Origin of the sequence: Sphaerotilus mobilis (assembly GCF_004216565.1) — a bacterium.
GTDB classification, from domain to species: domain Bacteria; phylum Pseudomonadota; class Gammaproteobacteria; order Burkholderiales; family Burkholderiaceae_C; genus Sphaerotilus; species Sphaerotilus mobilis.
This window is the reverse complement of record NZ_SGWV01000008.1, coordinates 609043-631887: the sequence shown is the minus strand read 5'-3', so window position 1 is coordinate 631887 and position 22845 is coordinate 609043. Positions and strand designations below refer to the sequence as shown.

The window sequence follows — 22845 nt, the reverse complement described above, 5'->3', positions numbered from 1 at the left end:
CACGCGCGGATCGGGGCTGACGGCCCCGGTCCGGCATGGGCACACTGAGGGTCGCCTGATCCCTTGCGCCGATGTTTGACACCATGTCCCCCGTCTCCTCACACCTTGCCTCCGCCCGGGAGGTGCTCGATTTCTGGTTCGGCGCGCCCGGCTCGCCCCAGCAGGGTCGGACCCGGGCCGAGTGGTTCCGCAAGGACCCGGTCTTCGACGCCCAGATCGCCGACCGCTTCGGCCCGCTGGTGCTGGCCGCGCTGGCCGGGGGTCTGCTGGATTGGGAGCCCGGCCACGAAGACGGCGCCGCTGCGGGCGACGGTGGGAACGGTGGCGACGCCGGAGCGCCGTCTCGCCAGGCGCTGGCCTTGTTGATCGTGCTGGACCAGTTCCCGCGCAACCTCTACCGGGGCGATGCCCGGGCCTTCGACGGCGATGCCCGCGCGCTCGACATCGCCAGCCGCCTGGTTGCCGCCGGCCTCGACCGGGACCTGCTGGGCGTCGAACGGCAGTTCGTCTACCTGCCCTTCGAACACGCCGAATCGCTGGTTGCCCAGCGCTGCGCAATGGCGCTGTTCACCCAGCTCGCGCGCGATGAACCAGCGCTGTCCGGCCTGGTCGACTGGGCCCGCCGCCACCACGACATCGTCGCGCGCTTTGGCCGCTTCCCGCACCGCAACGCGGTGCTGGGGCGGCAGAGCACGGCCGAGGAGATCGAGTTCCTGAAGCAGCCGGGTTCGGGCTTCTGAGCGCAGGGGCGGTGCCCCGGCGCGCTTGCTGATCGCTGAGGGTTGAACGCCCCTCAGGGCGTGCGCACCGGCTCCGCCTGCAGCGAGGCGATGAGGTTCTTGACCTGGAAGCCCAGCTGCACCTGGCCATTGCCGAGCACAAAGGTCGGCGTGCCGATGGCGCGGCGATGTTCGAACTCGGCGCGGCAGGCGGCGTCGGTCTCGATGGTGCACATCTCGAAGGGGATGCGGTGTTCGGTCAGCCAGGCGTGCGCGAACTCGCAGTTGGTGCAGGTGTTGCTCGACAGCATGCGCAGCGAGGCGGGCGTGGCGACCAGGGCGCGCAGGGTGTCGGCGCGCTGGACTTCCATCACCTGGCGGGCGGCCTGGGCTGCACCCCAGGACAGGCCGGCGACCAGCGCGACGGCGATCAGCGGGTGGCGGCGCAGCCAGCCGGTCAGGCGGCCCATGCGCGACGGGGACGAAGAAGACGAAGAAGACGAAGGGGAGGACGTGCTGCTCATGTCGGGTTCAACGTTCAAGGTGCTGCTTTCAACGCTTGCGACCGTGGCCGCGATCTTTGTGGTGGCCCGCGCTGTGACCGTGTGAGGCCGTGGCGGCCGGCGCGGCCGGTGAGGACTTCTGGCCCAGCTTGCTTTCGGTGCCGGCCATCAGCTTGCCGATGTTGGCCCGGTGACGCCAGACCAGCAGCGCGCTCATCAGCGTGATCGCCAGCGTGGCGCCCGACGGGCCCCAGCCCACAATGTGCACGATCGGCGCGGCGATCGAGGCGATCAGCGCCGCCAGCGACGAGTAGCGCGTGGCAAATGCCACGGCGATCCAGATGGCCAGCACCGCCAGGCCCAGGCCGGCGTGCAGGCCCAGCAGCACACCGGCGGCGGTGGCCACGCCCTTGCCGCCCTGGAAACGGAAGAAGACCGGCCAGAGGTGGCCCAGGAAAGCCGCCAGACCGACCAGCGCGGCGGTGTTGCCGCGCAGGTTCCAGGGCTCGCCGAACTGCAGCACCAGCACCACCGGGATCAGGCCCTTGAGCAGGTCGAAGACCAGCGTGAGCACGGCCGCCTTCTTGTTGCCCGAGCGCAGCACATTGGTGGCCCCGGGGTTGCCCGAGCCGTAGCTGCGCGGGTCGTGCAGGCCCATCACGCGGCTGACGATGACGGCAAAGGACAGCGAGCCGATCAGGTAGGCCGCGACGGTGACGGCAAGGGTGAGCAGGGCGGTGGTCATGGGCGAGGTGTCTCGTTCTTGTGGGTCAGGGAAGGGAATACGGATGAGGCTCAGGCCGCCGACGAGGGGTCGATGGCCTCGACCGCGCGGGCGGCCAGCAACGTGGTCAGCACCTGCGGGGCGATGCCGACGAGGTAGCCGCGCCGGCCGCCGTTGATGTAGATCGCCGGCAGTTCGAGGATGCCGGCTTCGACGTAGACCGGCACCGCCTTGCGCAAGCCAAAGGGGCTGGTGCCACCGACCTGGTAGCCGCTGTGGCGCTGGGCCACCTCGGGCGTGCAGGGCTCGACCTTCTTGGCGCCGATCTGGCGCGCCAGGTTCTTGGTGCTGACCTGCCGGTCGCCGTGCATCAGCACGATCAGCGGGCGGGCGTCTTGGTCCTGCATCACCAGCGTCTTGACGACGGCATGTTCGTCGACGCCGAGCTGGCGGGCCGACTCGGCCGTGCCGCCGCGGTCAACGTAGTCGTAGGGGTGTTCGGTGAAGTCGACGCCGGCCTTGCGCAGCATCTGCGTCGCGGGCGTCTCGCTGACGTGTTGGCCCTTCTTCGCCACCGCCTCAGCCCTCCAGCCCCAGCGTGGCCAGGTCGCCGCGACCGGCGCGCACCAGCACCGGGTCGCTGCCGCAGAGGTCGACCACGGTGGTCGGCTCGGCCGGGCAGGGGCCGGCCGCAACGATCACCTGGACCAGTCGCTCGTAGCGTTCGCGGATCTCGTCGCAGTCGTTGAGCGGCTCGCTCTCGCCGGGCGGGATCAGCGTGGTGCCGAGCAGCGGCTGGCCCAGCAGGTCCAGCAGGTCATGGGTGACGCGGTGGTCGGGCACGCGCAGTCCGATGGTGCGGCGCGAGGGGTGCGAGACCCGCCGCGGCACTTCCTTGGTCGCTTCCAGCAAGAAGGTGTAGGGACCGGGCGTGGCGGTCTTGAGCAGGCGGAACTGGCGGTTGTCGACCTTGGCGTAGCTGGCCAGCTCCGACAGGTCGCGGCACAGCAGCGTCAGGTGGTGCTTGTCGTCGACGCCCCGGATGCGCCGCAGGTTGTCGGCCGCTGCCTTGTCATCGAGGTGGCAGACCAGCGCATAGCTGGAGTCGGTCGGGATGGCCGCGATGCCGCCGGCCGCAATGATGGCGACGGCCTGCTTGAGCAGGCGCGGCTGCGGGTTGTCGGGGTGGACGTCGAAGAACTGGGCCATGGCGCGATTGTCGCGCCGGGGTTGCGGCGGGGCGTTGCGCCCGCGCTTCAGTCGTCTACCGGGTCGTCGTTGAGCGCCGACTGTGGGCCCGTGCGATGACGGGTGTTGAGCCAGGCGGTGGTGCCGCCGCAGATGGCGATCACGGCCATGCCGATCCAGCCCCAGTGGTCGGGCAGGTCGCCGAACAGCAGCCAGCCGAACAACGCGGCGCAGGCGATCTGGACGTAGAGGAAGGGCACCAGGCGCGAGGCCGGCGCGCAGCCCAGCGCCAGGATCAGCAGCAGGTGGCCGGCGGTGCCCAGCAGGCCGATCAGGCCGATCAGCAGCCAGGTCAGCGGCGTGGCGTGCAGCAGCAGGCCGTCGACGTCGATCGGACTGGCCAGCACGACCGGCAACAGCAGCACCGCGCCGACCAGGCCGGTGTAGAAGTGGGTCGTGTACGGGTTCTCCAGTGCGGCCAGCTTGCTGGTCAGCAGCTGGAAACTGGCATAGGTGCAGGCGCCACACAGTGGCAGCAGCACGACCCAGCCGAACAGGCCACTGCCGGGACGCATGACGATCAAGGCGCCGGAGAAGGCGCCCAGCACCAGGGCCCAGCGCAGCCAGCCGATGTGTTCCTTGAGCAACCAGACCGACAGCAGCGTCACCAGCACCGGCGTGAGCATGTTGATCGCGGTGAACTCGGCCACCGGCATGTGCTGGACCGCTGTGAAGCTCAGCGCCGAGGTCGCCAGCAGCAGCAGGCCGCGCAGGCTCTGGAAGCGCGGATGCTCGGTGCGCAGACCCTGCCGGCCCTGACGCATCAACCAGAGCGCCATCACGCCGGCCTGGGTCGCGTAGCGCAGCCACAGGATCAGCAGCACCGGCAGGAAGCGGCCGGTGTGGCGCACCGCGTTGTCCAGTCCGGCAAAGCAGACCGTGGCGGCCAGCAGCAGGCCGATGCCCAGCCAGGGGCGCTGGCCGGGCACGGTGTGGGCGCTCAGACCGCCTCCGGCCGGACGATGCGCGCGTCCAGCGCCTCCCAGACCGGCGACAGCTTGCCGGGCAGGAAAGGCAGCTTGCCGAGATCGGTGCGGCTTTCGGTGGGCGAGTGGAAGTCACTGCCGCGCGAGGCGACCAGGTCCAGCTCGATCGCCAGGTCGGCGTACTTCTGGTATTCGGCCGTGGTGTGGCTGCCGGTCACGACCTCGACGCCCTGACCGCCGTGGCCGGTGAACTCGGTGAACAGCGCGTACTCCTCGGTCGGGCTAAAGCGGTAGCGGCCCGGGTGGGCGACCACCGCGATGCCGCCCGCGTCGCGGATCCAGCGCACCGCCTCGCCGAGTCCGGCCCAGCGATGCGGCACAAAACCCGGTTTGCCCTGGGTCAGGAAGCGGCGGAAGACCTCGGGCGTGTCGTGACAGACACCGATCTCGACCAGGTAGCGGGCGAAATGGGTGCGCGAGATCAGGTCCGGGTTGCCGACGTAGGTCAGCGCGCCCTCGAAGGCGCCGTGGATGCCGACCTGGGCGAGGCTGGCGGCCATGTCGCGGGCACGGGCCTCGCGCCCGCCGCGCGTCTGGCCCAGTCCGGCGACCAGTTGGGGATCTTCGGGGTCGAAGCCCAGGCCCACGATGTGCACCGTCTCGCCGCAGAAGCTGACCGAGACCTCGACGCCGCTGAGCCAGGCGATGCCGGCGGCGCGGGCGGCGTCTCGGGCACGTGCCTGACCGCCGATCTCGTCATGGTCCGTCAGCGCCCACAACTCGACGCCGTTGGCGGCTGCTCGCTGGGCCAGGGCCTCGGGGCTGAGGGTGCCGTCCGAGACGGTGGAATGGCAGTGCAGGTCGGCGTTGAGGATGCTCACGCAGTCATTGTAGGAAGCGGTCACTCGGCCCGTGCGGGTTCACCCTCAGAGTCGGCCTTGAGCGAGGGTGCTTCGGCCAGCCGGGGCAGCCAGGCGCGGGCCTCTGAGGCGGGTCTGGGCTTGCTGAACAGGTAGCCCTGGGCCGACTCGCAACCCAGCTCGTGCAGGTAGTCCAGCTGGGCCTCGGTCTCGACACCTTCGGCAACCACCGAGATGCCGAGGTTGCGGCCCATCGAGATCATGGTCTGGACCAGCTGGGCGTCGCTGACGTCGCCGGGCAGGTCGCGCACGAAGCCGCGGTCGATCTTGAGCTTGGAGACCGGGAAGCGCTTGAGGTAGGCCAGCGACGAGTAGCCGGTGCCGAAGTCGTCGATGGCCAGCTGCACGCCGATCGAGCGCAGGTTGTGCAGGAAGGCCTCGGCGCGCTCGCCCTGTTCCATCAGGCCGGACTCGGTGATCTCCAGCTCCAGCCGATCGGCCGGCAGGCCGCTGGCTTGCAGCGCGGCGCGGACACGCTCGTCGGTCTGGCCGCGCCGGACCTCCTGCGGCGACAGGTTGATCGCGATGCGGCCGAAGTCCAGGCCCTCGTCGAGCCATGCGCGGCCCTGCCGGCAGGCTTCCTGCGTGACCCAGGCGCCCAGCGCGGTGATCTGGCCGTTCTCTTCCAGCACGGGGATGAAGTCGGCCGGACCGACCGGCGGCAGGCCGGGCTGGTTGAGCCGCACCAAGGCTTCCAGGCCGATCAGGCGGCGGTCGGCGATGCGGTAGAGCGGCTGGTAGTACAGCTCGAACTCGCGCTGCTCCAGCGCGCGGCGCAGCCGTGTGTCCAGCGTCAGCTTGTTCTGGGCGGCGGCGGTGAGGGCTTCGGTGTAGTAGCGGTAGGTGCCGCGGCCGGCGCGCTTGGCCTGGTACATCGCGGCATCGGCGTCGCGCACCAGCTCGCCAGCCTCGCGGGCATCTTCCGGATAGATGCTGATGCCGATGCTGGACTGCACGTAGACATCCTGCCCGGCGATGTGGAAGGGCGCCTCCAGCAGCGTCAGCAGTTCCTGCGCAACCTGGGCAGCCTCGGGCGACTCGCGCACCTGTTCGAGGATCAGGATGAACTCGTCGCCGCCCAGCCGGCCCAGTGTGTCCTCGCGCCGCGCGCGGGTCAGCAGGCGCTGCGCGACCGCTTCGAGCAGCCGGTCGCCAGCGGCATGGCCCAGGCTGTCGTTGACGGTCTTGAAGTTGTCCAGGTCGATGAACAGCACCGCCACCCGGCGCTGAGCCCGGTCGGCTGCCGCGATCGCGTGGTCCAGGCGGTTGAGCACCAGCAGGCGGTTGGGCAGCTGCGTCAGCGGGTCGAAGTGGGCCAGATGCTGCAGCTGGGCCTCGGCCTGCTTCTGCGCCGTGATGTCGGTGAAGACGGTGACGTAGTGGGTCGGCTCGCCAGCGTCGTTGCGCACCGTGCTGATCGACGTCCACTGGGTGTAGAGCTCGCCGTTCTTGCGCCGGTTCTGGATCTCGCCCTGCCAGCGGCCATGGGTGAGCAGGCTCTCCCACAGCGCGGTGAAGAAGGTCGGGTCGTGGCGACCGGAGGTCAGCAGCTTGGGCGACTGGCCGGCCACGTCGGCCTCGGTGTAGCCGGTGATCTCGGAGTAGGCGCGGTTGACCGAGACGATGCGCGGGCGCAGGTCCGTCACCATCACGCCGTCTTGCGTGCTCTCCAGGGCGGCCGCGTGCAGGCGCACCCGCGCCAGCGATTCCTGCATCCGGGCATCGCGGCTCAGGCGGGCCAGGGCATGCGACAGGTCCATGCCCAGCTCGCGCACCACCTCATGCTGGTCGGGATCGTCCGGGTCCAGGCGGGGACCGACCAGCATCAGCACTGCCACGACCGCCTCGGCGTTGCGCACCGGCAGGGCCAGCAGGTCGAGCGGCTCGCCGCTCGACGAGCGCACGCAGCCGGGACGCCATTGCGTCAGGCCACTGAGCTGGGCCTGGGCCAGCGCGGCGGCATGGCTGTGGGTGGCCGGTGGCAGGGAGGCGGCGCACAGCTCCATCAGCGCGGGTTCGCCGTGCTGGCTGCGCAGCCGGGGCGCGCGACCCTGACCGCCGGACTCCACCAGCCAGGCGAGCTGCAGGCCGGCCTCGCTGATCGCCACGCGGGTGACGCGGTCGAACAGCTCATGCGCCGAACGGGCCCATACGATGGCCTGGTCGACATGGCTCTTGAAGCGGTGCAGGCGGCTGCGGTCCTGCTCGCGCTGGCCGGCGGCTTGGCCGGCGCTGACGTCGCGCGACTGCCATACCACCAGCGTCGTGCCGGGCATGGCCTGCACCCGAGCCTCGTACCAGCGCGGGCCCTGATCGGTGTCGAGGCGGTAGGGCAGGCTCTGGACCCGGCCACTCGACAGCGCCGAGCGCACGGTCGCGACCATGCGTTCGCGCAGCGGCGGTTCGGCCAGGTCCAGCGGCAGGTCGCGCAGCGGTCCGGCCATGCGCTGGCCTTCGCCGTCGACCACCCAGTAGGGGTCGGGCATGGCCCGGGCGGCCCGGATTGTTAGGTCGGTGATCGCCGGGTCGCCGTCCGCGCGGTCGACATCGGACCCGTCGTCCAGGTCCGAGCGCTCATCGGCCAGCAGACCGGTGGACAACCCGACCCGCGGGTCGGTGCCGGCCCAATCACCGCTCAGGCGCGCATCGCGGTACGCGCTGCGGCGCCGGCTCAGGCGCCAGACCAGGGCCCCGGTCGACAAGGCGTTCAGCAGCAGCGCCAGGCTGGCCTGCTGGCGCTGCGCTTGGCTCATGTGTTCGAGCAGCAGGTGCTCGACCCGTTCCAGCTCCATGGCCATCGTCGCGGTCTCGCGCCGGTTGGCCAGCGACTGCGGGCCCAGCACCCAGTCGGCCGGACCTTGCGTGAGCTGTTGGTGCAGTTGCCGGATGACGTCGCGGAACCGCCGGGCAGCGGCCGTGACGCGGCGGGCGGTCTCGGCATCCGGGCTGCTGGCTTCGGCCAGGCGCTGCCAGTTGTCGAGCAAGGACAGGGCGGTCTGCAGTTCGGCGGCTTGCAGCACGCGCACCGGCGAGATCGCGCCGTCGCTGGCGCCGGTCGGGTCGGCCACACCGCCCAAGGCGGGATCGGCGATCGGATCGACATCGCTGGCCGCCGTCGAAAAAGAAGAGGAAGACGAAGAAGGCGCGGGTGCCGCCGGCACGGTCGGTCGCACCGTCGGGCGTGCGGCGGCGCCGATCTCACGAACGTCACGAAGGTCGCGTGAGGTGATCTGCTCGCGCGCCAGACCCTGGGCCTGCTCGACGTGGCGCAAGGTCTCGCCCAGCGCGTCTTCCAGGGCATGGGCGCGCTCGAAGTGGGCGGCCCAGGTCTGGTGGGTCCATGCGATGCCACCCAAGGCGGTTGTCGCGCAGGCCAGCACCAGCACCCACAGGGGGGGATGCAGGCGCGCCAGCGCACGGCGCCAGCCGGCGGGTCGTCGAGGGCTGCGCACGGCGGACGTCACGGCTGACCCTCCTCCAGGCCGTCGCCCGGTCCGGTCAGCGCCGAGGCCGCCGCGCTGGCCGCGCCCGGGACGTCGCGCCCGAGGGCCACGGCGCGCCGTGCGGCGTCGACGTGGCGACGGGCCTGCGAGACCTCGGCGGGCGTGAAGCCGAGCGGACGCACCTTCTGCAGGTGCGCCGGGCTGCCCAGGTACTGGCCCAGTGCGGCATCGAAGGCAGGCAGCCGGGGGTCGCCCCGGCGCCAGGCATACGCCGGCAGGCCCAGGTCTCGGTCGGGATCGAGGTCTGGCAACTCGATCACCTCCAGGTCGGTCTCGCGGCTGGCGAGGCGCCGCAGCGAGGGCGCCGACAGCGCGAAGGCCGCCACCTCGCCCCGGCGCAGCAGCGCCAGCGCCTCGTCGATCTCGGCAACGCCAACGGTGGCCCGCGTGGGGATGCCGTGGCCACGCGCCAGGCGGGCTTCGACAGCGCCGTCGAGCACCGCCAGCCTGAGGTCGTTGTCGCTGGTGAAGTCCGACAGGTGGCGCACACGATCAGGGTTGCCCCGTCGCACCAGCAGCGCAGCACCGACCGCCAAGGTGGGGCGGCTGAAGTCGACCCGTCGGCTGCGTTCGGGCGTGATGAACAAGCCGGCGGCGATGACGTCGATGCGGTCCATCTCCAGCTGGTGGATCAGGCGAAAGAAAGGCACCGGCACCCAGACCGGTTCCGGTTCACCGAGCGCCCGCAAGGTTGCTCGCAGCACCTCGGCCGACTCGCCGCCAACGCGTCCATGTTCGTCCAGCTCGATGTAGGGCGGCTCGACGGCATACCCCACCCGCAGCGGCATACCGCCAGCGCGCACCTGCGGGTCGGGTTGGCCGTGCCAGACCAGCATCAACGCCAGCAGGGTGCCTGCGAGCAGCGTCAGCAACAGCCATGTGACAGGCCTGTTCAACATCCTGGAATCCATCCCTGCGGCAGGTCCTCAGCCGTCGTGTTCATGTTGTGTGCAGAAGATTGTGGTCCATGGGCACGACAAGTCCCGGACACCGGTCGCCGCGAACGTGGATATTGCTCAGGGTCCTGCGGCACGTCAGGCGCCATGACCGTTACTTCGGGCTTTACCTCGGGCGTTGCATGACGGACGCCGGAGCCGCCGGGCTTGTGACGGGGTTCCGGCGGCGTTCTAACGGGGTTCCGGCGGGACTGTATATTCATACAGCTCTGTTGCCGAAAGACCTGCCATGCCACCGATCGACGAAGACCCTGGCCCACCCGAGCAACTGCCGCGCCAGGCTACGGCCTTGCGGGGACGCGGCACCGGCTGGCGCATCGCCCACCGCTTCGAGCGCGAACAGCGCGCCGACACCGACGACGGCTGGCCCGGCGAGGACGAGGCCACGGCCGCTGACGAGGCCGGCGCTGGTTCGCCGCCACCACGCGGGCCGCGCACCGTGGTCCGGATCGAGCAGGCCGGCCGCATCCTCAGCCGCAACGACTCGCCGGACGTGCCCTTCGAATCGGCCGTCAACCCCTACCGGGGCTGCGAACACGGCTGCATCTACTGCTATGCCCGGCCGACCCACAGCTACCTCAACCTGTCGCCCGGGCTGGACTTCGAGACCCAGCTGGTGGCCAAGGCCAATGCGGCCGAACGGCTGCGCGCCGAGCTGGCGCGGCCGGGCTACCGGCCCAGCCCGATCAACATCGGGTCGGCCACCGATGCCTACCAGCCGATCGAACGCACGCACCGCCTGACCCGCGCGCTGCTGGAGGTGCTCGACGAGACCTGCCATCCGGCCACCGTCGTCACCAAGTCCGGCGGCATCGTGCGCGACCTGAACCTGCTCGCACGCATGGCCGCGCGCCAGCAGCTGATCGTGTTCGTCAGCGTGACCTCGCTGGACGCGCGTCTGTCGGCCCGGCTGGAGCCGCGCGCCGCAGCACCGGCGCGGCGGCTGGCCACCATCCGCGCGCTGGCCGATGCGGGGGTCTGGGTCGGCGTGAACGTCGCGCCCATCATCCCTTTCGTCAACGAGCCGGAGATCGAGCACATCCTCGAAGCCGCTGCCGAGGCCGGCGCGCGCAGCGCCCACTGGACCGTCGTGCGGCTGCCCTGGGAGGTCGCGCCGCTGTTCCGCGACTGGCTGCAGATTCACGTCCCCGACCGCGCCGACCGGGTCATGGCCCGGATCCGCGAGATGCGTGGCGGGCAGGACTACAACGCCGATTTCGCCAGCCGCATGAAGGGCCAGGGCACCTGGGCGACGCTGTTGCGCCAGCGGGTCGAGAAGGGCGCGGCGCGGGTCGGACTGGTCCGGCAGACGCCCGTGCTCGACGTCAGCGCCTTCGTGCCGCCCAGCCGTCCGGGTCCTGCCAGGCCTGTGGATCTGCAACATGATCTGTTCTGAACACGGCGCCCGGGCAGATCATCCGGCCGCCAAGGCGGGCGCCGTGCCGATGGCATCGACCTTGACGACCCGGTCCAGCCGCAAGGCCAGCCCGCCGGGGCTGCGGCCGTTCTCGTTCAGGTTGATGCGGGTGCCCTTGGCGCAGTGCTGCTTGAGCATGCCGTCGACCTGCCCGCGCAGCGCCTGGTGATCCTCGATCCGGCTTTCATAGCGCTGCAGCACCTTGGCGGCCAGCTCCAGCAGCTTGGCATTGAGCGACTTGCGGGCCTGGCCGATGAGGGTGCGCACGGCGGCATCCGGTGCGCCCTTGATGCTGTGGTTCATGGCCTGCTCGGCCGCCGCCGAGATGGACTGGTAGGCCCCGACGATCAGGCCCCGGTAGACCTCATGGCTGCGCGTGGCGGCCGACAGCAGGTCGACGGCCGCCTTGGAGACGCAAAAGCGCAGGGCGATGTCGCGGATCCATTCCTCGGCCTGCGCCAGTTGCACCTCGGTGCGCCCGAGCAGCGCCAGCAACGCGATCAGGTTGCTGGCGGCCTCGAAATCGAAGTCCTCGTCGCGGATGCCGCCGGCCAGATCGCGGATGCGCTCAATCACCACGGCGATGCGGCGTTCGCCCAGGGCGCGCAACACGTCGACCATGTCGCGCATGCGATCGAGGCGGGTGCTGCCGGGGTTCTTCTCGACCAGGTGATCGAGGTTGCCGGCCACACGCTGGAAGGCCCGCGGGTCGGACGAATCGAAGCGCATCAAGGCCAGCAGCAGCAGCGACTCGGCGTCGAACATCTTGCTGGACATGCCGGTGACCATCGCCCGCTCCAGCGCCTTCATCGCCTCGGGCCAGTCGCCGACGTAAAAGCCCAGCGTGCCGAACTTCTGCAGCCGCGTGATGCTGGCCGGCGTGATCTCGCAGGCGCGCCGGTAGGTTGCCAGCGCCTCGACCAGGTCGCCCTGTTCGACCTGCACGCGGCCCATCACGTCGTAGGCATCGGCAAAGCCGGTGTTGTTGCTGATCAGGTTCTCGAGCGTGCGCCGAGCCTGCTGCGGCGTGCCGCCCTCCATCTCGGCCCGGGCTATGCCCAGGCGCGCCCAGGGCAGGGCGCGGGTGGCGCGGATGGCCTCGAAGACCGCGCGGGCCTCGTCGTGGCGATCCAGCCGCAGCAGCAGTTCCGCGCCGATGCGGGCGGCGTAGAGCCAGAACTCGCCACGGGTGTCGAAGCGGGCCATGCAGTGCCCGGCGGCTTCGTCCAGCCGGCCCTGCTCGATGGCATCGAAGATGGGCTTGAGCACGCGCTTGCGGTGGCGCGCCTGGCGCACCCGCTCGCGCAGTGTCTCGGCGTTGTGGGGCTTGAGCAGGTAGCTGTCCAACGCCGACTCGGCCGCCTCGGCCACCTTGGCGTAGGTGGCCTCGCCGGTGACCATCACGAAGACGGTGGAGAAGGGCAGCAGCTGGGCCCGGCGCAGCTCGTCGAGCAGTTCCTGGCCGTTCATGGCCTGCTGGTCGAAGTACTGCTCGCAGACCACCACGTCGTACTGCCGGTGCTCCAGCAGGCGGCGGGCGTCGACCGTGCGACCACACTGGTTGACCACGCCAACGCCCATCTCCCGCAACATGCCGACCAGGGTGCTGCGTGAGGTGACGTTGCCGTCGATCACCAGGGCTCGGCAGGTCTGCAGGTCGGGGTCGGCTCTTGTCATGTCTCGCGTACGGCTGGGGGTTCGGGCGGGCCGGTCCGCTGGGGCGGACGGCCTTGGTGCCCTTGCGAGATCGGCAGCGAAACTTTCAACTTGAGTCTGCCCCGGCCTGTTCGGGCGCCGGACATGAAAAAGGCCGCACGAGGCGGCCTTGATTCATCTGGCGGTCAGGAACCGGCGGGCGGAACGGTTCACTTGAACAGGTCCTTGACCCGGTCAGTCCAGCTCTTCGCATTGGGCGAATGTTTGTCGCCGCCCTTGCGGAAGGATTCGTCGAGCTCCTTGAGCAGTTTGCGCTGGTGCTCGGTCAGCTTGACCGGCGTCTCCACCGAGATGTGGCAGTACAGGTCGCCCGGGTAGCTCGACCGGATGCCCTTGATGCCCTTGCCGCGCAGCCGGAAGGTCTTGCCGTGCTGGGTGCCCTCGGGCAGCTCGATCTCGGCGGAGCCGTTGAGCGTCGGCACCTCGATGCTGCCGCCCAGCGCGACGGTGGTCAGCGGGACAGGCACGGTGCAGTGCAGGTCGTCGCCGTCGCGCTCGAAGATGTCGTGCTGCTTGATGCGGATCTCGACATACAGGTCGCCCGCAGGACCGCCGTGCGTGCCGGGCTCGCCGTGGCCGCGCAGGGCGATGCGCTGGCCTTCGTTGATGCCCGCCGGGATCTTCACCTCCAGCGTCTTCTGCTTCTTGAGCTTGCCCGCGCCGTTGCAGGTCGTGCAGGGGTCGGGGATGACCTTGCCACTGCCGTGGCAGTGCGGGCAGGTCTGCTGGATGCTGAAGAAGCCCTGGCGCATGTGCACCGTGCCCGAGCCGTGGCAGGTCGTGCAGGTCTTGGCGCTGGTGCCGGGCTTGGCGCCGCTGCCGTGGCAGGTGTCGCACTCTTCCCAGGTGGGGATGCGGATCTGGCTTTCCTTGCCGTGCGCTGCTTCCTCCAGCGTGATCTCCATCGCGTAGGACAGGTCCGCGCCACGGTAGACCTGCTGGCCACCGCGACGACCGCCGCCACCGCCGCCTTGCTGGCCGAAGATGTCGCCAAAGATGTCCCCGAAGGCCTCGGCGAAGCCGCCATAGCCTTCCGCGCCCGGGCGGAAGCCGGCACCGCCCGCGTTCGGGTCGACGCCGGCATGGCCGAACTGGTCGTAGGCCTGGCGCTTCTGCGCGTCCGAGAGCATCTCGTAGGCCTCCTTGACCTCCTTGAACTTCTCCTCGGCTTCCTTGGCCCCGTCGCCCTGGTTGCGGTCGGGGTGGAACTTCATGGCCAGCTTGCGGTAGGCCTTCTTGATCTCGTCCTCGGGGGCGTTCTTCGCCAGTCCGAGGACTTCGTAGTAGTCGCGCTTTGCCATGGGCGTGCTGCCTGCTGGTCGCCACGGGCCGGAGGCCGGCGCCGAGCTTGTCTTGGGGTTGGAGGGGGGGTCTTGGATGCGGGAACGCCGCGCCGGGTCGCAGAGAGGTCTGCAGCCCTGGCGCGGCGTGGTCCAGGACCGGGGCGACCTCGCGGCCGCACCGGACCTGCCGGGCATCAACCCTTCTTGACTTCCTTGAACTCGGCGTCGACCACGTCGGCGTCGTCGGCCTTGGCCGAGGCACCGGCTGCACCGGCCGCCTGGCCTTCAGCCGCGCCGCCGGCCGCCGCCTGCTGCGCCTGCATGTCGGCGTAGACCTTCTCGCCGAGCTTCTGGCTGGCCGCCATCAGGTCATTGGTCTTGGCCTCGATGGCGTCCTTGTCCTCGCCCTTGAGGACTTCTTCGAGTTCCTTCACGGCCAGCTCGATCTTGTCCTTCTCGCCCGCGTCGAGCTTGTCGCCGTATTCGGTCAGCGACTTGCGCACCGAGTGCACCATCGCATCGCCCTGGTTGCGCGCCTGGATCACTTCCAGCTTCTTCTTGTCCTCGGCCGCATTGGCCTCGGCGTCGCGCACCATCTTCTGGATCTCGTCTTCCGACAGGCCCGAGTTCGCCTTGATGGTGATCTTGTTTTCCTTGCCGGTGGCCTTGTCCTTGGCGCCCACGTGCAGGATGCCGTTGGCGTCGATGTCGAAGGTCACCTCGATCTGCGGCGTGCCACGCGCGGCCGGTGGGATGCCCTCGAGGTTGAACTCGCCCAGGCTCTTGTTGCCGGCGGCCATTTCGCGCTCGCCCTGGTAGACCTTGATCGTCACGGCCGGCTGGTTGTCGTCGGCGGTCGAGAAGGTCTGCGAGAACTTGGTCGGGATGGTCGTGTTCTTGGCGATCATCTTGGTCATCACGCCGCCCAGGGTCTCGATGCCCAGGCTCAGCGGGGTGACGTCGAGCAGCAGCACGTCCTTGCGCTCGCCGCCCAGGACCTGGCCCTGGATGGCGGCACCGACGGCCACGGCCTCATCGGGGTTGACGTCCTTGCGCGGCTCCTTGCCGAAGAACTCCTTGACCTTGTCCTGCACCTTGGGCATGCGGGTCATGCCGCCGACGAGGATGATGTCGTCGATCTGCGCGGCGCTCACGCCGGCATCCTTCATCGCGGTGCGGCAGGGCGCGATCGTGCGCTCGATCAGCTCGTCGACCAGGCTCTCCAGCTTGGCGCGGTTGAGCTTGACGTTGAGGTGCTTCGGACCGGTCGCATCGGCCGTGATGTAGGGCAGGTTGACGTCCGTCGCGGTCGACGAGGACAGCTCGATCTTGGCCTTCTCGGCGGCTTCCTTCAGGCGCTGCAGGGCCAGCACGTCCTTGGTCAGGTCGACGCCCTGGTCCTTCTTGAACTCGCTGATGATGAAGTCGATGATGCGCTGGTCGAAGTCCTCGCCGCCCAGGAAGGTGTCGCCGTTGGTCGACAGCACCTCGAACTGCATCTCGCCGTCGACGTCCGCGATCTCGATGATCGAGATGTCGAACGTGCCACCGCCCAGGTCATAGACGGCGATCTTGCGATCACCCTTGCCGTGCTTGTCCAGGCCGAAGGCCAGGGCCGCAGCGGTCGGCTCGTTGATGATGCGCTTGACGTCCAGGCCGGCGATGCGGCCGGCGTCCTTGGTGGCCTGGCGCTGGCTGTCGTTGAAGTAGGCCGGCACGGTGATGACGGCCTCGGTCACTTCCTCGCCCAGGTAGTCCTCGGCGGTCTTCTTCATCTTGCGCAGGACTTCGGCGCTGATCTGCGGCGGCGCGAGCTTCTTGCCGCGCACCTCGATCCAGGCGTCGCCGTTGTCGGCCGCCGAGATCTTGTAGGGCATCAGGTCGATGTCCTTCTGCACTTCCTTCTCGGTGAACTTGCGGCCGATCAGGCGCTTGGCGGCGTAGACCGTGTTCTTCGGGTTGGTGACTGCCTGGCGCTTGGCCGAGGCGCCGACCAGGATCTCGCCGTCTTCTTGGTACGCAATGATCGAAGGCGTCGTGCGCGCGCCTTCACTGTTCTCGATCACCTTGGTGCTGTTGCCTTCCATGATGGCGACGCAGCTGTTGGTGGTGCCGAGGTCGATGCCGATGATCTTGCCCATGTGTGTTCTCCGGGAATGCAGTGTGTTGTCGTGGATCTGTGGCTCGCGCCGGGTCTTTCAAGAGGCCGCTGCGGGCCTTGCCTTGCGATGGCTCACTTCGGAGCGGCCACCGTGACCAGTGCCGGGCGCAGCACGCGCTCGGCAATCGTGTAGCCCTTTTGCAGGACGGCCACGACAGTGTTGGCGTCCTGATCGGCCGGCACCATGCTGATCGCCTGATGCTGGTGCGGATCGAACTTGGTGCCGGCGGGCGGATTGACCTCCAGGACCTTGTTGCGCTCCAGCGCCTGGCCGAGCTGGCGCAGCGTCGCGTGCACGCCTTCGAGCATCTGCTCGGGCGTGCCCTGACCGCTCAGGTGGGTGGCAATCGCCGCCTCCAGGCTGTCCTTGACCGGCAGCAGGCTGTCGGCGAAGGATTCCAGCGCGAACTTGCGCGACTTGGCGATCTCGTCATCGGCGCGGCGGCGGGTGTTGTCGGCCTCGGCCTTGGCCCGCAGGTAGGCGTCGGCCAGCTCGGCGTTCTTGGCTTCAAGCTCGGCGATGCGGGCCAGCGGATCGTCCAGGTTCTCCTGGCTCAGGCCCTGGGCTTCGACGGCCTGGGCGTTGGGATCTTCTGCGTGCATGGGGTTCAGGGTGGCTGCAGGGAAGGGAAGGCCTCGCGGAACAGCATCCGGCTTGGCGGTTCGTCGGCAACTGGCGGCCAAGTCCTTGAATTCAAGAGGGCCGAAATCCCCGATTCATGCAGGCGTTGGCGTTACATTGCGAGGCGGCACGGATGGGAAAAAATCGCTACACTACTGGGAAAATATCCCATAGCGAAACCCGCATCGGACGCCCCAGCCTTTGATGCCCTTCGTCGAGCCGAGCCGCAGTCTATGAGCGAACTTCCCGGAGTTGACCCCGGCCAAGCCGTCGGTCACGACCCTCGGGCCCAACAGGCCCTGGACGGCGCCGCCGTGGTGTTGCGACCGGTCGTGCGCTGGCTGCTGCGCCGCGGCGTCCACTATGGTGCATTGACCCAGCTGCTCAAGCAGGTCTTCCTGGCCGAGGCGCGCAACGAGTTGCAGCGCAAGGGCACCAAGGTCACCGACTCTGCCCTCAGCGTGTTGTCGGGCGTGCACCGCAAGGATGTGCGTGCGCTGTCCAACGAGGCCCTGCCGACGGCACCGCTGGTGCCGACCCCGGCATCGGTGCTTTTCACCCGCTGGGTGACGGACACCCGTTTTCGCGACCCCGTCACCCACAAGGTGGTGACCTGTCTGCCTCGCCACGGCGAGGCGCCCAGCTTCGAGTCGCTGGCGCGCGAAACGTCCAGCGACGTGCACCCGCGCACGCTGCTGGAAGAACTCCAACGCCTGGGCGTGGTGACGGTCGAGGGCGAGCAGGTCTGCCTGAGCACCGAACGCTTCGTCAGCCGCCCGGAAGACGAGAGCGCGGCGCAGACCCTGGCCGTCAATGCGGCGGACCATCTGGCCGCTGCGGTGCATAACCTCGCGGTCGGCCAGCAGGGCTTCAAGTTCCTGGAACAGAGTGTCTACGCCAATGGCCTCAGCGAGGACTCTGGCCTGAAGCTGGCGGCGGTTGCCCGGGACCTCTGGGCCCCCGCATTCGACGGGATGGTGGCCGCCGCAACCGAGTGCGTGCGCGCCGACAATGCCCGCGAAGACACGCCCTACCGCATGCGCTTCGGCGTGTACTACTACCACGAGCCAGTGCCGCCGAAGGGCGCACCAGGCAAGCCGGACGGTTCATCCAAGCTGGTCTGAGTGCTTGTTCGCTCGACTTCGTCTGCCCAGGTCCCACGGAGCCACCCATGTCTGACCGTCACGGTCCGGAATCCCTCGCAGGCGTCACGTCGCCCTCCCGCCAACGCAGCCTGAGCCTGCAACGAGTCTGGCAACTGGGCCTCGCGGCGCTGGCGCTGGCCGTGGTGGCCGCGTGCGGCGGTGGGGGCGACGGTGTCGGCTCCAACGGCACGGGGGTGTCCAGCGGCACCGTCTATGGCTTTGGCAGCGTGATCGTGGATGGCATCACGTTCGACGACAGCGATGCCAAGGTCGAGGTGGTCGAAGGTGCCGAGGCAGAGTTTCGAATCTTGACCGAGGTGAAGCTCGGGCACCGCACCCTTGTTGAGGCCAGCGGGACTGTGAGCAACGATGCCGGCAAGGCGGCGCGCATCGAGGTCGAGCCGACACTGATCGGCGTGGTGGAGGCCGGTGGCATCGGCAGCGACGGTCGATTCAAGGTGCTGGGTCAGACCGTTCAGATCGTGCCGGCATCGACGGAACAAGCCGCCACGCTGATGATCGACACGCCGGCGGAGGGCGATCTGGTCGAGGTCCACGCGACCCGCAGCGGCACCGGCACCAGCCTGGTCCATCTGGCCACCCGCATCGAGCGCCGCGTGGCGCCGGCGCGCACCGGGTTCCTGCGACTGACCGGCATCACCGAGGCCGCCACGGCGACGTCTTTCCGGATCGGCGCGACCACCGTGAACTACACCGGTACGGCGGTCGGCACTGGCCAGCTGGTCACTGTCTTCGCCGGCACCGGCGACTACAGCACCACATCTGCCACGACCGGCGCTCTGACGGCTCGAGCGGTGCGCGTGCGGGCATTGGCCAGTACGAGCGGCCGCGAGGACTACGAAGGAGGCGTGATTGGCAGCGTCAGCGGCAATGTGCTGGTGATCGACGGCGTACAGGTGAACATCGCCGCTGCAGCCAAGAACCCGAGCGAATACATCCCGGTTGCTGGCGACTACGTCCGCGTGCGCGGCAGTTTCCGGTCGGGTGTGTTCTTCGCCACCGAGCTGAAACGCAGGCGTGGTGACGACGTCGATCTCTCGGAGATCAAGGGCAGTCTTTCCAGCCTTCAATTGGCGGGCAGCACCGTCACCGGCTTCAAGGTCCGCGACACCGCCGTGACCGTGCCCGGCTCCGTGACGGTGGACGGCATCTGTGACAACGGCACCTTCGTGGAGGTCAAGGGCGTCATCACGGCCACCGGCATCCTGGCCACGCGGGTCGAGTGCAAGGCTGTTGAGGTGCTGGGCGCTGTCGTTGAGCGCAAGGGCTATGTGAAGAACCTGGATCGGACGACGAGCACCTTCGATCTGGTTCAGACGGTGCGTGGCACGGACACGATTGCACGTGTGCAGTACCAGCCCGACACCACCTTTTTCCGCCTGATCGATCGCCTCGATCCGACGTCTTGGACGAACGACATCCTGGTCGAAGTCGAAGGCCCGCTCGCGTCTGATCCGACCGCTGCGGTCGCATCGTTCGAGAAGACGATGAAGATCAAGCTGGAAAGCGGGCTGCCCTGACCGCTTGATGTTGCTGGGAAGCGGGTCGGTTCACTGGCCTGGCTCAGCACAGAACTCATTGCGGTGCATCGTCATCCAGCGACACGCTCCACCGCTGCCACTCGACCAGCTTGCGCCGGTCCGACTTGGTCGGCCGGCCTTGTTCGATGCTTTGCGCGGGGTCGGCCTGGTAGGGGCGAGCGGCCGTCCAAGCCGCGATGGCGCAGCGGCTTTCCTCGGTTTCCTCGTACAGCAGCTGCGCCACGGGTGCAGGCCCGCGGGTGTCTGACACGCCCTTGACGAGGATGCGTCGCGCCAGCGGGCAATCGCCCTGGCGCACCGCCAGCATGTCGCCCACCCGCACCGTGCGGCTGGCCTTGGCGAGCTGCTCGTTGACCATCACACGGCCTTTTTCGATCGCCTCGCCCGCCACGCTGCGGGTCTTGTAGAAGCGCGCGGCCCAGAGCCATTTGTCGAGCCGCACGCCTGCACTTTCCTGTGCCTTGGCGGACTCGGCGGCGCGCTGGGCGGTGGCGTGGTGCGTCTTCATGGTCGTTCCCGCGTCAGCCTTGCCAGGCTCAGGCCTGGGCGCCGAGCGCCAGGGCGCGCAGGCGCTGCGATTCCAGGTCAGCCGGGCGCGGCTGGTCCTCGCGCGTGGTCGGCCAGCCGGCCGTGTGGCGCTGGACGATGTCGACCAGCGCGCGGATCCAGGCCGGGTGGTCGTTCAGGCAGGGGATGTGCTCGTAGCGCTGGCCACCGGCTTGCAGGAAGTCGTGGCGTCCCTCAATGGCGATCTCCTCGAGCGTCTCCAGGCAATCGGCCGGGAAGCCTGGGCAAAAGACCTGCAGGTGCTTGATGCCACGCTTGGCGAGCGCCTTCAAGGTCGCCTCGGTGTAGGGCTCCAGCCACTTGGCCTTGCCGAAGCGGCTCTGGAAACTCAGGCTCATCTGATCGGCCGTCAGGCCCAGCCGCTCGCGCAGCAAGCGGCCGGTCTTGAGGCATTGGCAGTGGTAGGGGTCGCCCAGGTGCAGCGTGCGCTCGGGCACGCCGTGGAAGCTCAGCAGCAGGTGGTCGCCACGGCCCTCGCGTTGCCAGAAGTCCTGCACCCGCTCGGCCAGCGCGTCGATGTAGGCCGGTTCGTCGTGGTGCTGGCGCACGAAGCGGATCTCGGGCAGGTTGCGCTGCGTGGCGCACCAGGCGCTCAGGCCGTCCCAGACGCTGGCTGTGGTCGTGCCCGAGTACTGCGGGTACATCGGCAGCACGAGGATGCGGTCGCAGCCCTGCGCCTTGAGCTGGTCCAGCGCCGCAGCCATGCTGGGCTGGCCGTAACGCATCGCCCAGGACACCACGACCTGCTCGCCACGTTCGCCCAGATAGCCCTGCAGCAGGGTGGCTTGCTTGCGCGTCCAGACGGCCAGCGGTGAGCCTTCCTGGGTCCAGACGCTGGCGTACTTGGCGGCCGACTTCGCGGGTCGCACGCGCAGGATGATCCCGTGCAGGATGGGCAGCCAGATCGCTCGTGGGATCTCGACCACGCGCGGGTCGGACAGGAATTCGGCCAGGTAGCGGCGTACCGCGTCGGTCTGCGGGGCATCGGGTGTGCCGAGGTTGACGAGCAGCACGCCGACGCGGGGTGCGTGGCCGTGGCGGTGGGCGGGTTCGGTGGCATAGCGCATGGGCGCGGATTCTCGCCGAGCGGCTGATCCGCCAAGGCCATGAACGGCATGCCGCCCACGGCGCGCGCGGACAATCCGCGCATGACGATCCGTGCGCTGACCCTCGACCTCGACGACACCCTCTGGCCACTGCTGCCCACGCTGCTGCGGGCCGAGCGAGCCATGCACGACTGGCTGGCTGAACATGCGCCGGCCACCGCGCGGATGCATGGCATCGACGCCATGCGCGAGCTGCGCGCCGAGGTCGGTCGACGACACCCGGGACTGGCTCATGACCTGAGCCAGCTGCGGCGCGTCTCGCTGCTGGAGGCCTTGAGGGCCGCTGGTGACGACCCGGCGCTGGCCGAACCGGCCTTCGATGCTTTCTTCGATGCCCGCCAGCAGGTCGTGTTCTATGACGAGGTGGCCGATGCGCTGGATCGGCTGGCCTCGCGCCATCGCCTGCTGGCCGTCAGCAACGGCAACGCGGACCTGGCAGCCACCGGCCTGTCGCGCTGGTTTGCGGGCTCAGTGAGCGCGCGGCAGGCGGGCGTGGCCAAGCCCGATCCGCGCATCTTCCATCAGGCCTGTGCCGCGCTCGATTGCGCGCCGGATGCCGTCATGCACGTGGGTGACGACCATGCCGCCGACATCGTCGGTGCCCGTGCGGCCGGCTTGCACAGCGCATGGCTGCGACGCGAGCCGGAGCGCGTCGGACGGATCGAGATCGATCCTTGCGCGCCCTCAGGTCACCACTGGGTGATTGGCGACCTGACCGTGCTGGCCGACCGCCTGCTGGCCGACTGAGTCGGCCGACACGGCCTCAGAGCAGCGGCTGCGGATCGGTGTCGTCGAAGCGCAGGACCTCGAAGCCGATGGTCGGCGCGTTCAGCACGTTCGGGCTCACGCCCATGCAGATGACGCCACGGCCATGCAAGGTGCAGGCACCGCGTCGCAGCGTGATGATTTCCGACTGGCGACCGAAGCGCACATAGGTGCCGTTGGAGCTCAGGTCGGTCAGCTGGAAGGTGCCGCCATGCCACTCGATGCGGCAATGTGAGCGCGACACCCGGCTGTCGTCGACACAGTAGTTGGCCTCGTGGCTGCGGCCGACGATGACGGGCAGGTTGCGCACGCTGTGGATGCGCGACACGCCTTCGCAGGTCAGGCGGATGCCTTCGGGCGCGCTGGCCGGCGCGGAGTCGCCGAACATCGTCGAGGCCGCGTCTTGCAGCCGGCGAGGCTCCAGCCGCCAGACCTCGACCGGTTCGAGGCGGCCGCGCAGGTGCAGCTTCTCCAGACGCCGGAAGCGGTCGCGCATGTCGACCGGCAGGGCCTCGATGGTCTGGGTGGTGAGCAGCGTCTCGTTGTCGCCGGCGGCATCCAGCAGTCGGGCCGAGACGTTGACCGCGTCGCCGAAGCAGTCGCCGGCCACTTCGATCATCTCGCCATGCACCATGGCGATCTGCACCCGCATGGCCGGGCTGCGTGCGGGCCTGGATGAGCCGGTGATGCGTTCGATGGATTCGTGGACTTCCTCGGCCGATCGAACGGCAGGCAGGGGATTGGGGAAGACGGCCATCAGGCCGTCACCCAGGGTCTTGATGACGCGGCCGCCCTGGCCTTCGATGATCCTCCCGACCACAGACACGCTGTGGGTGACCACCGAGGCCGCTTCGGCATTGCCGAGGCTCTCGTAGAGCGAGGTGCTGCCGCGCAGATCGGCGAAGAGAACGGTGCAGGAGACAGTCTGCGACATGCGCCAAAGTTTAGCTTGGCACCGCGTGACGCATCGCACGACCTGCATGCCGGAAACGAAAAAGGCCC

Annotated in this window: 20 protein-coding genes; 5 read left to right on the top strand and 15 right to left on the bottom strand. The window is 69.0% G+C overall.

All coding sequences use genetic code 11. The annotated features are described in order from the left end of the window. Positions 1-83: 83 nt before the first annotated feature. The gene (locus EV685_RS08105; protein ID WP_165396743.1) at positions 84-740 is read left to right on the top strand and encodes a DUF924 family protein; all 657 of its coding nucleotides are present in this window, start codon (positions 84-86) and stop codon (positions 738-740) included. Between the two features lie 53 nt (positions 741-793). Here the strand turns inward: EV685_RS08105 and EV685_RS08100 are convergent, their stop codons facing one another. From EV685_RS08100 to EV685_RS08065, 8 genes are all read right to left on the bottom strand, one after another. Beyond that, on the bottom strand, positions 794-1189 hold the full coding sequence (locus tag EV685_RS08100) for a glutaredoxin family protein (RefSeq protein ID WP_130481480.1): 396 nt from the start codon (positions 1187-1189) through the stop codon (positions 794-796). An 82-nt stretch (positions 1190-1271) separates the two neighbouring features. Further along, positions 1272-1967: a glycerol-3-phosphate 1-O-acyltransferase PlsY gene (plsY, locus tag EV685_RS08095; RefSeq protein WP_130481479.1), complete on the bottom strand. Its 696-nt coding sequence runs from the start codon at positions 1965-1967 to the stop codon at positions 1272-1274. Between the two features lie 50 nt (positions 1968-2017). Further along, a complete protein-coding gene (gene ybaK, locus EV685_RS08090; RefSeq protein WP_275938339.1) occupies positions 2018-2521 on the bottom strand; it encodes a Cys-tRNA(Pro) deacylase in 504 nt (167 codons plus the stop codon). A 4-nt stretch (positions 2522-2525) separates the two neighbouring features. Then, positions 2526-3155, bottom strand: a complete 630-nt coding sequence (locus EV685_RS08085; protein WP_130481478.1) for an L-threonylcarbamoyladenylate synthase — start codon at positions 3153-3155, stop codon at positions 2526-2528. A 47-nt stretch (positions 3156-3202) separates the two neighbouring features. Next, positions 3203-4123: a DMT family transporter gene (locus EV685_RS08080; protein WP_130481477.1), complete on the bottom strand. Its 921-nt coding sequence runs from the start codon at positions 4121-4123 to the stop codon at positions 3203-3205. A gap of 11 nt (positions 4124-4134) precedes the next feature. Next, positions 4135-5001: a 3',5'-nucleoside bisphosphate phosphatase gene (locus tag EV685_RS08075; protein ID WP_130481476.1), complete on the bottom strand. Its 867-nt coding sequence runs from the start codon at positions 4999-5001 to the stop codon at positions 4135-4137. Positions 5002-5021: 20 nt separating this feature from the next. Continuing rightward, complete coding sequence (locus EV685_RS08070) at positions 5022-8504, bottom strand: putative bifunctional diguanylate cyclase/phosphodiesterase (protein WP_130481475.1); 3483 nt, start codon at positions 8502-8504, stop codon at positions 5022-5024. After that, entirely contained in the window at positions 8501-9442 is a 942-nt protein-coding gene (locus tag EV685_RS08065; protein ID WP_165396742.1) for a transporter substrate-binding domain-containing protein, read from the bottom strand. The genes EV685_RS08070 and EV685_RS08065 overlap by 4 nt, the downstream gene beginning before the upstream one ends. 286 nt (positions 9443-9728) lie before the next feature. Between EV685_RS08065 and EV685_RS08060 the strand changes: the two genes are divergently transcribed. Continuing rightward, a complete protein-coding gene (locus EV685_RS08060; RefSeq protein WP_130481473.1) occupies positions 9729-10895 on the top strand; it encodes a PA0069 family radical SAM protein in 1167 nt (388 codons plus the stop codon). Positions 10896-10913: 18 nt separating this feature from the next. On the opposite strand, the gene EV685_RS08055 is transcribed toward EV685_RS08060, so the two are convergent. The 4 genes from EV685_RS08055 to grpE all read right to left on the bottom strand — a co-directional run bounded on the left by EV685_RS08055 (position 10914) and on the right by grpE (position 16679). Next, positions 10914-12593 (bottom strand): response regulator, encoded by a 1680-nt coding sequence (locus EV685_RS08055; protein WP_130481472.1) that lies wholly within the window; start codon positions 12591-12593, stop codon positions 10914-10916. Positions 12594-12781: 188 nt separating this feature from the next. Then, entirely contained in the window at positions 12782-13933 is a 1152-nt protein-coding gene (dnaJ, locus tag EV685_RS08050) for a molecular chaperone DnaJ (protein ID WP_130481471.1), read from the bottom strand. Between the two features lie 176 nt (positions 13934-14109). Continuing rightward, entirely contained in the window at positions 14110-16077 is a 1968-nt protein-coding gene (gene dnaK, locus EV685_RS08045; protein ID WP_275938344.1) for a molecular chaperone DnaK, read from the bottom strand. 71 nt (positions 16078-16148) lie between these two features. Then, positions 16149-16679 carry a nucleotide exchange factor GrpE gene (grpE, locus tag EV685_RS08040; RefSeq protein WP_130481469.1) on the bottom strand — a complete coding sequence of 177 codons (531 nt, stop codon included), beginning with the start codon at positions 16677-16679 and terminating at the stop codon, positions 16149-16151. Between the two features lie 252 nt (positions 16680-16931). On the opposite strand from grpE, the gene EV685_RS08035 reads away from it, so the two are divergent. After that, entirely contained in the window at positions 16932-17822 is an 891-nt protein-coding gene (locus tag EV685_RS08035; RefSeq protein ID WP_130481468.1) for a DUF6502 family protein, read from the top strand. Between the two features lie 47 nt (positions 17823-17869). After that, on the top strand, positions 17870-19384 hold the full coding sequence (locus tag EV685_RS08030) for a DUF5666 domain-containing protein (protein WP_130481467.1): 1515 nt from the start codon (positions 17870-17872) through the stop codon (positions 19382-19384). A 55-nt stretch (positions 19385-19439) separates the two neighbouring features. Here EV685_RS08030 and EV685_RS08025 read toward each other — a convergent pair whose 3' ends face one another. Together EV685_RS08025 and hemH are read right to left on the bottom strand one after the other, a co-directional pair. After that, the gene (locus EV685_RS08025; RefSeq protein WP_130481466.1) at positions 19440-19913 is read right to left on the bottom strand and encodes an RNA-binding S4 domain-containing protein; all 474 of its coding nucleotides are present in this window, start codon (positions 19911-19913) and stop codon (positions 19440-19442) included. A 28-nt stretch (positions 19914-19941) separates the two neighbouring features. Further along, positions 19942-21039, bottom strand: a complete 1098-nt coding sequence (hemH, locus tag EV685_RS08020) for a ferrochelatase (RefSeq protein ID WP_130481465.1) — start codon at positions 21037-21039, stop codon at positions 19942-19944. A gap of 81 nt (positions 21040-21120) precedes the next feature. Between hemH and EV685_RS08015 the strand changes: the two genes are divergently transcribed. Continuing rightward, positions 21121-21825: an HAD family hydrolase gene (locus EV685_RS08015; protein WP_130481464.1), complete on the top strand. Its 705-nt coding sequence runs from the start codon at positions 21121-21123 to the stop codon at positions 21823-21825. 16 nt (positions 21826-21841) lie between these two features. On the opposite strand, the gene EV685_RS08010 is transcribed toward EV685_RS08015, so the two are convergent. Next, entirely contained in the window at positions 21842-22777 is a 936-nt protein-coding gene (locus tag EV685_RS08010; protein ID WP_130481463.1) for an adenylate/guanylate cyclase domain-containing protein, read from the bottom strand. Positions 22778-22845 lie beyond the last annotated feature (68 nt).

Bases quoted from the DNA above. Each gene is read 5' to 3' on its own strand.
- EV685_RS08105 (WP_165396743.1), top strand. From the start codon at position 84: ATGTCCCCCGTCTCCTCACACCTTGCCTCCGCCCGGGAGGTGCTCGAT.
- EV685_RS08100 (WP_130481480.1), bottom strand. From the start codon at position 1,189: ATGGGCCGCCTGACCGGCTGGCTGCGCCGCCACCCGCTGATCGCCGTC.
- plsY (WP_130481479.1), bottom strand. From the start codon at position 1,967: ATGACCACCGCCCTGCTCACCCTTGCCGTCACCGTCGCGGCCTACCTG.
- EV685_RS08085 (WP_130481478.1), bottom strand. From the start codon at position 3,155: ATGGCCCAGTTCTTCGACGTCCACCCCGACAACCCGCAGCCGCGCCTG.
- EV685_RS08065 (WP_165396742.1), bottom strand. From the start codon at position 9,442: ATGTTGAACAGGCCTGTCACATGGCTGTTGCTGACGCTGCTCGCAGGC.
- EV685_RS08060 (WP_130481473.1), top strand. From the start codon at position 9,729: ATGCCACCGATCGACGAAGACCCTGGCCCACCCGAGCAACTGCCGCGC.
- EV685_RS08055 (WP_130481472.1), bottom strand. From the start codon at position 12,593: ATGACAAGAGCCGACCCCGACCTGCAGACCTGCCGAGCCCTGGTGATC.
- dnaJ (WP_130481471.1), bottom strand. From the start codon at position 13,933: ATGGCAAAGCGCGACTACTACGAAGTCCTCGGACTGGCGAAGAACGCC.
- grpE (WP_130481469.1), bottom strand. From the start codon at position 16,679: ATGCACGCAGAAGATCCCAACGCCCAGGCCGTCGAAGCCCAGGGCCTG.
- EV685_RS08035 (WP_130481468.1), top strand. From the start codon at position 16,932: ATGAGCGAACTTCCCGGAGTTGACCCCGGCCAAGCCGTCGGTCACGAC.
- EV685_RS08030 (WP_130481467.1), top strand. From the start codon at position 17,870: ATGTCTGACCGTCACGGTCCGGAATCCCTCGCAGGCGTCACGTCGCCC.
- EV685_RS08025 (WP_130481466.1), bottom strand. From the start codon at position 19,913: ATGAAGACGCACCACGCCACCGCCCAGCGCGCCGCCGAGTCCGCCAAG.
- hemH (WP_130481465.1), bottom strand. From the start codon at position 21,039: ATGCGCTATGCCACCGAACCCGCCCACCGCCACGGCCACGCACCCCGC.
- EV685_RS08015 (WP_130481464.1), top strand. From the start codon at position 21,121: ATGACGATCCGTGCGCTGACCCTCGACCTCGACGACACCCTCTGGCCA.
- EV685_RS08010 (WP_130481463.1), bottom strand. From the start codon at position 22,777: ATGTCGCAGACTGTCTCCTGCACCGTTCTCTTCGCCGATCTGCGCGGC.